Here is a 13,025-nt window from a genome sequence, read left to right as displayed (position 1 = left end):
TTTTAATTGTACGCTGTTATTTTTCTATCTTGACTGAAATGCCTTGACGGTCCAATTCTTTCACCACCTTTTCTATGGCTTCATAATGTTCCTCACCAATACCCATAGCTGCCAGATTCAAAGTAGGAACTTCCATGGCATTCAGCATATCTTTGGCTTCCACTCTGTCTATAATCATCCCCACCGCACTGGTGTTATTGGTAATGGGGTCAATCAGAATAAAAGAACCGCAAGCTTTATTCTTTTGATAAGAATCAAAGAAAAGCGGCTTGGCGGTAGTAAATGTCACACGGGCAATCTGATTCAATTGCAAAGGCAGATCCTCCTTTTTCAATTTACCGTTTTCAACAGACAGATGCTCCATCGTATTCACATCCACTTTATACTTAATGCTATCTATACGGGTACGTCCTGTATTGGTGGTATGCTTGATAAAGAAAGATTTGTCAAGGTCCATCGCCTCCTCATCCATCCATACCAACATGGCTTCAAAGTTACGATCTATCACAGGCACATTATCGGCATGCACCAACATATCTCCGCGAGACACGTCAATCTCATCCTCCAAAGTCAATGTCACTGCTTGCGGCGGGAAAGCATACTCTAACTCACCATCATAAGTAACAATACTCTTGATATGAGATTTCTTGCCGGAAGGCAAAGCCATCACCTCATCTCCTTTATGGATGACACCGGAAGCAACCTTTCCACAGAAACCGCGGAAATCCAGATTCGGTCTTAATACATACTGAACCGGGAAACGGAAATCAGTCAGATTATGGTCATTCTCGATGGAAACCGTTTCAAGCAATTCCAATAAAGAAGTACCTTTGTACCATGGCGTACGTTCAGATTTCTGCACCACATTGTCACCGTCAAGTGCCGAAAGAGGAATACAAGTCACATCCGGGATTCCCAATGGCTCTACAAATTTCTTATATTCGGTCACGATTTCGTTGAAACGCTCCTCCGAAAACCCGACAAGGTCCATCTTGTTCACCGCCAGCACCACATGCTTTATTCCCAATAAAGATACCAGAAAAGTATGGCGGCAGGTCTGCGTAATCACACCCAAGCGAGCATCTACCAAGATTATGGCAAGATTGGCAGTAGAACCTCCGGTAATCATATTGCGGGTATATTGTTCATGTCCCGGAGTATCGGCTATGATAAATTTACGGTTGTTCGTTGAAAAATAACGGTAAGCTACATCAATCGTAATACCCTGCTCGCGCTCTGCTTTCAACCCGTCGCACAACAAAGCGTAATCTATATGGTCACCTGCATTCCCCACACGTTTGCTGTCACGTTCCAAAGCGGCAAGCTGGTCCTCGTACAACTTCTTGCTGTCAAACAACAGACGTCCTATCAGGGTAGACTTTCCATCGTCTACCGAACCGGCTGTCAACAGGCGTAGCAAGTCTTTCTGTTCATCCTTATCTAAATATTCCTTTATATTCAGTTTATTCTCCATCACCCATTCCTTCATTTTAAATTCCTACTTATCCATTTAAAAATATCCTTCACGTTTCTTCTGCTCCATACTGGCATCCTGGTCGAAATCAATGACACGGGTAGTACGCTCGCTTTTGGTAGTGGTCATCATTTCCTCTACAATTTTCTCAATCGTATCGGCATCACTCTCTACGGCCCCGGTCAAAGGCCAACACCCCAAAGTACGGAAACGCACTTTCTTCATTTCAATACGGTCCCGATATTCTTCGGGCAGTCGGTCATCATCAGCCATAATCAGATTTCCATCTATATTCACCACAGGACGTTCCTTGGCAAAATAGAGCGGCACGATAGGAATATTTTCCAAACGGATGTACTGCCAGATATCCAGCTCAGTCCAGTTGCTTAATGGAAACACACGGATACTTTCCCCTTTATGAATCTTAGCATTATAAATATCCCACAACTCAGGACGCTGGTTTTTAGGATCCCACTGATGAAAACGGTCACGAAAAGAGAATATACGTTCTTTGGCACGTGACTTTTCCTCATCACGACGTGCTCCACCAAAGGCGGCATCAAACCTGTATTTATCCAACCCGTGAAGCAACGCCTGTGTCTTCATTAAATCGGTATGCACTTTGCTGCCATGCGTAAAAGGCCCTACTCCGGCATTAAAAGCCTCCATATTACTTTCCACTATCAAATTCCATCCATGTTCTTTGGCGTATTGATCACGGAACTCTATCATTTCCCTGAATTTCCATTTAGAATCGATATGCATCAAAGGGAAAGGCACTTTTCCCGGATAGAAAGCCTTCTCTGCCAAACGTACCATGACAGACGAATCTTTACCAATACTATAAAGCATAACAGGATTCTCAAATTCAGCTGCCACTTCACGAATGATATGGATAGACTCCGCTTCCAGTTCCCTTAAGTGGCTCAATTTATAATTTTCTTCCATTTTATAATGAATTATATTTTTTCTCCTTTTTTACCAACAATGGGGAGCACCAACTCCAACAAAGTATTGACCGACTCTTCCAAACTCAGCTTAGAAGTATCCAAAGATAAGGCAGGATGCTCCGGAGCTTCAAAAGGGGCGGAAATTCCGGTAAAGTTCTTGATTTCACCCCGACGTGCTTTGGCATAAAGTCCTTTCACATCACGTTTCTCACACTCTACCAAAGGAGTGCTGACATAGATTTCCAGGAAATCCTCTATCCCGATAATACGGGCAGCCATCTGCCGAAGCTCATTGCCGGGACTGATGAAAGCGGCAATGGTAATGATTCCCGTATCAACAAACAACTTGCCTATTTCGGCTATGCGACGGATGTTTTCCACACGATCCTCTGCCGAAAAGCCCAAATTATTATTGATGCCACTACGAATATTATCCCCGTCCAATATACGGCAGAGCAAACCACGTTTATGTAATTCACGTTCCAAAGCTATGGCAATAGTACTCTTACCGGAACCGCTAAGTCCCGTCAGCCACAGCATAACTCCCCGTTGTCCCAGCAGTTCTTCTTTATCTTTCCGGGAAAGCATACGGTCAAAGATAGGATATATATTTTCCTCTTCCATTCTCTATTTTCATTTTGTCTTTAACTTCATCAAAAAGGCCATATCAGCGGTATCAGAATAACCGAAATTATAAATGTCAATATATTCAACGGCAAACCGATACGTACAAAATCCGTAAACTTATAGTTTCCGATACCCTGCACAATCAAATTAGTCTGATAACCGATAGGAGTGGAAAAACTGGCAGATGCAGCGATGCAAATGACAACAAAAAAGGGCATCGGACTTACCCCCAACTGATTGGATAAGGAAAGGGCAAGCGGAAAAGCCAATGCGGCGGCGGCATTATTGGTTATCAGTTCGGTAAACAGATTTGTAATGATAAACAAAACAGCCAGCAACACATGCGGACTGTAGTCATCACTCATATCAATGATTCCATGCGCAATGATATCCGCCACTCCGGAATTTACCATGGCGCGACTTATAGCAAACGCACAGGCAATGGTTATCAAGATATCCCATGATATATATTTTGTATATTTACGTGCCGGAAAAAGTTTGGTCCATGCCATTATCACAGTCGTTACAGCTGCAAAAAAGAACATATCAAGATCAATACCGGGAAGTAATTCTTCCATAAAAGGCAACTCTCCTACTGTTGCCCCCACAATCATCAGCACCAATAAAGTCAATGCAAACCAACGTTTCTTTCTCCCGGCTTTCGGCTCGGTATCTTTGCCATTGGCCAATAACACGAATACAGAAGAATCTCCCCATGTAGAGATAAATGAATCATCCGCCCATAGCACCAAAGTATCTCCCTCATGAAACTTCACCCGTGACAGATTATCTACAATACTAACTCCGCTTCGTTTTATTTCTTTTACTTCAGCACCATAATGACGGACAAAATTAAAATCCCCCACCCTTTTATTGATACCCGGGAAACGAGCACCTATCACCGCCTCAACACGATGAAAAGAAGACGCATCCGCTTCCCCATGTTCGTCGCCTACCGTGTCTTTCCGAACCTCCGGCAATAACCTGGAAGAAAAAAACAACAAATAAACAATTCCTGCCAAAGCAATGAAAATACCCACCCGGCCTAATTCAAACATACCAAAGCCCTTATATCCGGCATCTAAAATCATACCATCCACCACCAGATTAGTAGAAGTCCCGATAAGCGTACACATTCCCCCCAGTATGGTAGCATATGAAAGAGGGATCAAGAATTTAGTTGCCGGAATGCGGACAGATTCCGCCCAACGTTTAATAATAGGAGCAAAAATCACAACCACCGGCGTATTATTGAGAAAAGCAGAAACAAAAGAAATAGCGGGCAGCATACGTGCCTGCGCCTTCATGACCGTTGTCTTCTCTTGAGGCAGAAGTTTCTTTATCAACTGTCCCAACGCTCCCGATTGCCGGACTCCTTCACTGATCAGGAAAAGCAACGCTACGGTAATCATCCCTTTATTACTGAATCCCTCCAACATCTCTTTCGGAGTCAATATACCGAAACAAAGAAAGAGTACAGTAACAGAGAACAGAATCATTCCGGGGCGCATTTTATCAAGGACTAATGCAGTCACCATCCCTATTAATCCCAAAAACACAATAATCATTTCGAATGTCAGCATCGTTTCCGGATATTAATTTCGTTTAACGACAAACCAAGGATTCAGCAAGTCCGGCTTGTTATATTTCAACGGTTCTTCTTTTCCCGCCTGATATATTTCTGCTCCGGATGCCTTGGCTATGGCATGACCGGCAGCCGTATCCCACTCCATGGTAGGAGCAAAACGGGGATATTCATCGGCCAGTCCCTCACATACTTTGCAAATCTTGATGGAACTGCCTACAGACACCAACTCCACATGAGGGTATATCTTTCGCTTTTCCTCAATATACTCTTCCGTTTCGGCCGACAGATGGGAACGGGAAGCAACAATGACAAAAACTTCATTTGTTTCGGCACAGGGCATACGAAATGCCGATGCCTTCATTTCTTCCAGTGAACGGCCTGCACGTCCGGTCACTCCTTCCATTTTATAAGCGCCGGTTGCCACTTCACCCCAATAAAGCGTTTCTTTGACAGGAACATAAATCACTCCAAAAACAGGAACTCCTTCTTTTACCAAAGCAATATTGACAGTAAATTCCCCATTCCGTTTTATAAATTCCTTTGTTCCATCCAAGGGATCGACTATCCACAACGTATCCCATTGCGCCCGTTTCTCGTAAGGCAAATGCTTTCCTTCCTCACTCAATACCGGATAGTCTGTTTCCTGCAAATAAGTCATAATGGTTTCATGCGCCTTACGGTCTGCAAGAGTCAGTGGAGAATTATCGGCTTTCCTTTCAACCTGAAAATCAGAAGAAGGATCATTATAAACGTTCAGAATTTCCTTACCGGCGGCTAAAGCCGCATCCATCGCTTTTAATATATATTCAGTCTGCATAGTGTTTACTTCCATTAAAATGCTTCTGTCATATTGAAATAGAACAAACTTTGATCATTGGCAAAATTACGTCCGAAATCCAGACGTACATTCATACGCGGCTGCACCTCGATACGAAGTCCCACACCGGCATTGGGAAGCACTCCTTCAATCTTACCCATGGTAGGCCCCATAAAACCGCACCCTCCCCATGCAACAAAACCCAAATGATGCAACATACGCTTTACCCATGTACTTTTATCCGTATTGAACATCTGACGATATTCGGCAAGCACCACATGAGAGGATTTATCACGATACTGCCCCATATAATATCCACGAAGATCAAAAGGAGTGCCACTTAAAGCATATTGGTTCATAGGAACATCCCCAAACACATTCTTGGTTTGGGCAGTCCAAGCTATAACTTTTCTATTTCCTACCTTTTTGTATTGGCGGTAGTCCACTTCCAAGCGGTAGAAGTTATTATCTCCTCCCAAAAACTTCTGGTACATCAGCCCACGAAAATCCAGATAAATACCTTTATAAGCATTGGCAGGAATATCCCGGCTGTCATAAGTCAGCAGAAATCCCACTCCCGAACTGAAATTGGAATATCCGTGAGCAGTGCCTCCCAACCTTTTGTAATCAGGCTGATCTACCAAATACTTGGCAGGCTCGGATATTTTATCATAACTCAAGTCAATCTGGGGACCGGCAAAGAAATTACTTTTACCCAAACGGAATAAAAACCACGGATTAATCTGGAAACCGCTATAACGATATTCACTGGTAGAGTCACTGCGCTCATAATGCTTATTGGTAGCATAGCCGATACCATAAAAATTCTCCAATGTATTCTTGTAAGTGAATTTTCCAAAAATACGGAATTTATCATTTTTGAAAAACAACTGAGGCTTCACCATCAGATTCAAGCCCCCCTCGAACATTACCGCAACAGCCATCGGCAACACAGAACGTTTCTGCAAGGTATCCGACGGATTCATACGAAATGTAACAAGAGCACTACCTCCTATTAACGCACCAAAGTCCGGAGTATAACTCGGTCCTCCCAATATATTATAATGTATATTGCGCTTAGCCACCTTCCGGCGTCTTAATTCTTTTTTTGAAAGTTGATGAATGGTGGTATCCTCAGGATTACTACCTATGTCACTTCCTTGTGCCGCCATATTCAAAGAACAAAGCAGGCACAGGACCAAGCTAAGTAATGTTATTTTCATATAATAGTTTATTGTCTGCCCAAAGTCCTTACTCAAAAAAACTTTCTACGGCAAATGAGTTTTCAAAAGTACAAAAGTCCTGCCAAAGAATAACGGTGTGTTGAATTTGTTTTTATTTAGTTCAAGAATCTTCACGTTCTTTATAATGTAACAATGTGTCAATATGCCAATGTGTCAATTACCATGCGGACATAGAGCAGCACATTGGCAAACCAGCACATTGGCAAATTATTTAAACAGTTTTTCCAAATCATCCTCATTAATCACGGAAAGAACCGTTTTACCATCCGGAGTATAATTAGGAGTAGCCACAGCAAATAAGCCATCCACCAAACCTGTCATTTCCTCATTCGTCAACACTTGTCCGGGAACAATTGCCGCCGCTTTAGCCAAAGTCAATGCCAGAATACTCTGCACCTCTTCTTTTACCTTGCCACCTTTTTCCATAGCTGTATGCACCATATTTTGGATCAAGTCTATCGGGTTAAGGCCTTCAATACCTGCAGGAACACCGTTTATGGCATAACTTCCTCCTCCCAAATCAGTCAGTTCAAATCCCAGGAAAGACAAGTCTTCCATAATTTCCTGCAAAATAGCCACTTCGGAAAGCGGAAACTGCACAATATCCGGAAACAGCATTCCTTGAGAAACACCTTGACGACGACTTATCTGGTCTATATACTTGTCATATAAAATACGGATATGGGCACGCTGCTGATCAATGATCATTAAGCCGGACTTTACAGAAGTCAAAATAAAACGTCCTTTAAACTGATAATGCTGGCCGGATTTCTCACTGACTGAAGAGTCCTCCACATGATCATACAATCCGGGATTTTCCTCCGCAGGAGAAGCCTCTTCCGCCCTATAATCATTCTCGTCAGGATGAAAGTTTTGAGAAGAAGCATGACGTTCCAGCCCCGCATACAGTTGTTCCCAGTCCTTACTAGGCTTTGAATAAGAAGAGGGAGGAGCAGCCGAAACATTAAAAGGATTATAATCAGGATTATAAGTCGTCTTTGGTGGCTGTATACCAGTGTATGGAGATGCATCAAAGGCTGGAATATCCGGCATTCCCTCCGTATCAAAATCAATGGAAGGTACCGCATTGAACTTACCTAGAGTTTCTTTCACGGCAGCTGCCAATATCTGCCAGATGGCTTGCTCGTTCTCAAACTTTATCTCTGTTTTAGTAGGATGTATGTTCACATCAATATTAGCAGGATCCACCTCAAAATAAATGAAATAAGACACTTGCTCACCCACGGGAACCAACTGCTCGTATGCATCCATGATAGCCTTATGAAAATAAGGATGGCGCATATATCGCCCGTTTACAAAGAAATATTGGCGGGCTCCTTTCTTACGGGCTGTTTCAGGTTTTCCTACAAACCCGGAAACACGGACCATTGTAGTATCTACATCCAGCGATAACAACTCCTGATTTATTTTCTTTCCGAAAACTCCCATGATACGCTGGCGCAACTGAAGTGCAGGAAGATTGAACAGTTCCGCCCCATTATGATGCAAAGTGAAAGACACCTCCGGATTAACCAATACAATCCGTTCAAACTCCGTCAATATATTACTCAGTTCCGTCTGGTTCGACTTCAGGAACTTACGACGCGCCGGCACATTAAAGAATAAATTCTTCACACTGAAGCTACTGCCTTTCGGGCAAGAAACCGCCTCCTGTCCCTCTACCTTGGAGCCGGATATCGTCAACATCGTTCCCAATTCCTCCCCTTCCATACGAGTACGAAGCTCCACCTGAGCCACAGCAGCAATAGAAGCCAAAGCCTCTCCACGAAATCCCATGGTATGCAAAGCAAACAAATCAGCAGCTTCACGAATTTTAGAAGTCGCATGGCGCTCAAAAGACAAACGTGCATCTGTTTCCGACATACCTTTTCCATCATCAATCACCTGAATGGAAGTCTTTCCTGCATCCACTACCAACACGTCAACGTGCTGAGCACCTGCGTCGATAGCATTCTCCACCAATTCTTTAATCACTGATGCAGGACGCTGAATCACCTCTCCCGCTGCTATCTGATTGGCAACGGAATCCGGCAGCAAACGGATAATATCGCTCATATATCTTATAAACTTACGTAATTAAAAAGTAAACTCACCGGTCACCAGGTAATGCAGAATATACAACAAAACCAAAATGGCCACAAACAAAGCTCCATAAGTCATCGGCTTACGCCCGCTTTCTTTTCTGCGTTTTAAATGCTTGGTACCTTGAACGAACTTTCCACGGATATCTTCCGGAGAAAATTCTTTGGGAGGAAGCATACCCAACTCGCGTTTGGCTTTCTCCTCCAGTTTTTGCAGCTTCTCCTTCCGTTCATCCACATAAATATATTGATGGTTGAAACGGCGGGGCTTTTCCATCTTAAACATTCCCATAGCTATTTCTTTTTATTAAATAAATTATGATTGGGCAAAGGAACAGCGCTCCGGTTACTCTTCTTCAACCCCTGACCGGCTTTCTTTCCACGCCACTTAAAGATATCCTCTTTATCAAGCGGACGGATATAGTCAAACCACACAAAGTTATCCAACTTCATCTTCTCCGGCGGACGTTGGAGCATAGGATAAAGAGTACCGTTCGATTTCGGACTCATAATCATTTTTTTCATCTTCCGGTTTTCCAGAAACATATTCAGCAGACTGGTTTCAGAAACATTCATTCCAATCAGTGTACTGTCGCTTTCCATCGGATAATATACCAGACGAACCGAACCGATCACATCTACTTTGCGCATCTCACCGCCTTGAAACCAAGCCTTCATCTCTTTTCCTGTCACCTGATTATAACTAGTAGAATCCAGTTGTTCTACAGACAAAGCCTGATTCTGAATATGTGCCCAGTCTATCGTACTGTCATTCATATAAATCATGATTTTCTCTCCCAGCAACTGCTGGTTGTTATTCCACAGTATAGGGTCATAATACATGGTCAGGCAGCTATCCTTGGAGGAAAAGACCAACGAATCGCATACCCCCTGCACATCCGTGCGATACATACGTACTTTATGATACGCCCGCGTTTCCCGGAACATAGAATCAGTATTCAAATAGTAGGTATACATTTGCAATGTATCGGCATGCATAAACAAGCTGTCACCTTGTGAATAATCCACTGCCACCGCTTTTTTAGTAGCAAAAGCATACTTGGTCAATTCATTATAATAACAATAATCACCAGTCAGCATATTCTTGTTTACAGTATCTGTCATGATCACATTATCAAACGCCTCCCCGTATCCTTTTACACGATCATAAAACAGACTGTCTCCAGTCAAACGCTTCCCCTCATTGGTCAGCACGGACCGGTCCAACAATTCCGCCTGCCCTATCTGAGTATTATAAAAGCCCAATTCCGAATAAATATGGTTAGCATCACTGACAATATCGGACGGACCAAGGATATTGGCTATTTTGGTTGCTGTGCTGTATCGTAATGTATCGGAAGTCAAAGTAAACTTAGGATTGACCAACTTCACATCATAATTGAACACAGATATTTTGGTAGCCGGACTATATTCCCCCCATTCCGAAGTCAATACATTCTCCTCGTCCATCAATGTCCCGCCATCAAAGTAATATCCCAAATTATAAATACGATCGTAGTTCAGGCTATCCGTCAACAAAGTCGTATTCTTGTTTTCCATGCGTACATTATAGCGTACCTGGGCAATCTGGGTATTTCCGTCATAAAACAAATAGTCCCCATACAGAAACAAGGTATCCCCCTGCACCATCTTCACATTGTCAAAAGCTTCCAGCGAATTCGTTTTCTCATAGAAACAGGCACTGTCACAATACATATATACACTGTCGTGACGGAACGCAACGTTTCCAATCAGAATCTGTGCATCCGGGTCCGGATTCAACGGACTTTTCTTCAACACATCCGAATGCAACAGATACACCTTGCTTTTAGCCGGTTTCTGTTCCCCTTTTTTAGCCGGTCTCACCTGAGCCAGCAAGCAAAAGCCGAACAGGCACAGGACACTTACCACAAGTATCCTATGCCTGCCCGAAGAGTATTTATTCTTTCTTTTTCCAAGCATATACTTTATACACTACATTATTTCTTTACCCAACCCGGATATTTGAAATCGCATTTCTGCCACTTCTCATTAATACGCACGTAGGTATGTTTTTGTTTATCCCTGATCCACTTATCAAGTTTTTCTTCGCTGCGTTTTTCCATCACGATGCCTTTCAGCCGTTGGTAGTCTTCCGTTATGGTTGCCTTATGCCCGTTCAAGCGGGTTTTCAATTTCACGATAGCGCAAATTTCCTTTCCTTTTGCATTAATCATGGTAAAAGGTTTGGAAATTTCCCCCACATTCATGCCTTCCACCATCTTTGCAGCCTCTTGTGACACCTGTGCCAATTGTTGCATTTCAAAACGCGCCGTACCAGTCTGCGGATTCGCCATCAAACCATGGTTATTACGCGTGTCCTTATCGTGAGAGATATAAGTAGCGGCATCATCAAAAGTAAATTTCTCATTACGGATATCATTGGCAATAGAATCCAGACGTAACAAGGCTGCTTCCAGATCTTTTTCATCCACTTTCGGTTTTAACAAGATATGGCGGGTATTGATACGGTCACCACGTTTTTCGATCAACTGGATAATATGGAAGCCGAATTCAGACTCCACAATCTTGGATACCTTGTTAGGATCTTGCAGATTGAATGCCACATTCGCATATTCAGGTACCAGCTCAGCCCTGCCCATAAAGCCGAGTTCACCACCACGGCGGCGCGAACCTTCATCTTCCGAATACAGACGTGCCAAAGTGGAGAAAGCTATTTCACCGGAAGTAACACGTTCCGTATAGTCACGCAAAGTCTTCTTCACACGCTCAATTTCTTCCTGCGGAATCTTAGGTTCCATAGTAATGATCTGCACTTCTACCTGAGTAGGAATAAAAGGAATACTGTCTTGAGGAAGATCCTTGAAATAACGACGGACTTCGGCCGGAGTAATCTTGATATCCCCCACAATCTGCTGCTGCATTTTCTGCACCGTTTTTCCATCACGTATATTCTCGCGGAGCATTTCGCGTATTTGTGTAGAAGTCTTATTATAATATTCTTCTACTTTTTCCTTAGAACCAATCTGATCAATCAGCCAATTTGTACGTCTTTCCACATCACTGATAATTTCCTGTTCGGAAACCTCAATACTATCAATAGCAGCCTGATGAAGAAACAATTTCTGGATGGCAAGCTGCTCCGGAATAATACAATACGGATCACCGTCAAACTTGCGGCCTTCATACTGGGCATTCAGACGTTCATTCTCCACGTCCGATTTTAGAATGGCCTCATCACCTACTACCCATACAACCTCGTCTATCACATTGTCTTGCCCGTATACTGAAACAACGGCAAACAGCATCAGCATCAGTGCATAAACTTTGGTACACATCAATTTATTCATTTGAATTCAAATAATAGTAATTAATCTTGTTCCTGTCCGAAGCGTGTCGGTATAACTCTTCTTTGACTTTATTTATAAATTCAACCCGCTTCAGGTTTATTAAAATCTCCTTAATTTCCGTCTTTGCAAAATCCAGCGGCCTCTGTTGGTCCTTACCCAAGAATTCCTCTACATGCAGGAAATAACAAAACGCCGTGTCTTTTACCTCTATATTCCGGTTCTTGTCCAAATAGTTCTCATCCGTATCAAGCGCTTTCAAAGGTATTTTGACAGCAATATCGGACAATGGCATCCAACGGTCATAAAAATAATCATAGCTCACCGCATTGCGCAAACTGTATTTTTCCAGGCTCTCAATAGCATCCCGGTTATTTTTTTTATACCATTTGCGTACACTTGCCAAATCCTGAGAATGAAGAGGAACTTTTATAAACAGCCCTTTCACAAAAGGATGTTCTGTATGAAACAACTCCTTGTTTTTCTCATAATAAGCGCTGATTTCCTCATCACTTATCTCATTGGCCAGTTTCTGATTAACCAGTTCCTCCTGATACGTATGCATGATCAATGCCCTGCGATAGTTCTCCACTAACTTGGCAATCTTTGCATTATCAGGAATATTTCCTTCCGCTTTATCAAAAAGCAGCACATCCTCCACCCAGTTTTTTATATAGTGCTCGGCAAACAAGACACTATCGTCTTTTGAAATATGGAAAGGCAACGCCGCCTGCAAATCTTCTTTATAGAGATATTCACCAGCAACTTCCACTAAAGGAGTCCTCCCCTTATGGTCGTGCTCCTGGCCGCATCCCGACAAAGCACCTGCTATAACAAGTAACACCCCCCAGTTTTTCACGATATTCATATAACATT

At 42.8% G+C, this 13,025-nt stretch carries 11 protein-coding genes; all 11 read right to left on the bottom strand.

The genetic code is table 11. The features are described 5' to 3' along the window. Positions 1-16: 16 nt before the first annotated feature. The gene (cysN, locus tag AB5062_RS07205; protein ID WP_008667718.1) at positions 17-1,474 is read right to left on the bottom strand and encodes a sulfate adenylyltransferase subunit CysN; all 1,458 of its coding nucleotides are present in this window, start codon (positions 1,472-1,474) and stop codon (positions 17-19) included. A gap of 36 nt (positions 1,475-1,510) precedes the next feature. Beyond that, positions 1,511-2,422 (bottom strand): sulfate adenylyltransferase subunit CysD, encoded by a 912-nt coding sequence (gene cysD, locus AB5062_RS07200; protein WP_005840186.1) that lies wholly within the window; start codon positions 2,420-2,422, stop codon positions 1,511-1,513. Positions 2,423-2,433: 11 nt separating this feature from the next. Beyond that, positions 2,434-3,048, bottom strand: coding sequence for an adenylyl-sulfate kinase (gene cysC / locus AB5062_RS07195; protein WP_005840188.1), 615 nt, complete (start codon positions 3,046-3,048; stop codon positions 2,434-2,436). A 29-nt stretch (positions 3,049-3,077) separates the two neighbouring features. After that, positions 3,078-4,631 carry an SLC13 family permease gene (locus AB5062_RS07190; RefSeq protein ID WP_032946080.1) on the bottom strand — a complete coding sequence of 518 codons (1,554 nt, stop codon included), beginning with the start codon at positions 4,629-4,631 and terminating at the stop codon, positions 3,078-3,080. Between the two features lie 15 nt (positions 4,632-4,646). Continuing rightward, positions 4,647-5,456, bottom strand: a complete 810-nt coding sequence (gene cysQ, locus AB5062_RS07185) for a 3'(2'),5'-bisphosphate nucleotidase CysQ (RefSeq protein WP_005852847.1) — start codon at positions 5,454-5,456, stop codon at positions 4,647-4,649. A gap of 14 nt (positions 5,457-5,470) precedes the next feature. Then, positions 5,471-6,679, bottom strand: a complete 1,209-nt coding sequence (locus AB5062_RS07180) for a BamA/TamA family outer membrane protein (RefSeq protein ID WP_005840194.1) — start codon at positions 6,677-6,679, stop codon at positions 5,471-5,473. 228 nt (positions 6,680-6,907) lie between these two features. Beyond that, on the bottom strand, positions 6,908-8,776 hold the full coding sequence (gene mutL / locus AB5062_RS07175) for a DNA mismatch repair endonuclease MutL (RefSeq protein WP_005840196.1): 1,869 nt from the start codon (positions 8,774-8,776) through the stop codon (positions 6,908-6,910). 21 nt (positions 8,777-8,797) lie between these two features. Then, positions 8,798-9,094 (bottom strand): hypothetical protein, encoded by a 297-nt coding sequence (locus AB5062_RS07170; protein WP_005840198.1) that lies wholly within the window; start codon positions 9,092-9,094, stop codon positions 8,798-8,800. A 2-nt stretch (positions 9,095-9,096) separates the two neighbouring features. Next, complete coding sequence (locus AB5062_RS07165) at positions 9,097-10,764, bottom strand: OstA-like protein (protein ID WP_005840200.1); 1,668 nt, start codon at positions 10,762-10,764, stop codon at positions 9,097-9,099. 17 nt (positions 10,765-10,781) lie between these two features. Next, entirely contained in the window at positions 10,782-12,140 is a 1,359-nt protein-coding gene (locus tag AB5062_RS07160) for a peptidylprolyl isomerase (RefSeq protein WP_005840202.1), read from the bottom strand. Between the two features lie 4 nt (positions 12,141-12,144). Further along, the gene (locus tag AB5062_RS07155; protein WP_005852843.1) at positions 12,145-13,017 is read right to left on the bottom strand and encodes a peptidyl-prolyl cis-trans isomerase; all 873 of its coding nucleotides are present in this window, start codon (positions 13,015-13,017) and stop codon (positions 12,145-12,147) included. Positions 13,018-13,025: the final 8 nt, after the last annotated feature.

The organism is Phocaeicola sp. RTP21359st1_B8_RTP21360_211022 (assembly GCF_040911965.1).
Classification (GTDB): domain Bacteria; phylum Bacteroidota; class Bacteroidia; order Bacteroidales; family Bacteroidaceae; genus Phocaeicola; species Phocaeicola vulgatus.
The sequence above is the reverse complement of the archived record's forward strand: the minus strand, read 5'-3'. Positions and strand labels throughout refer to the sequence as shown.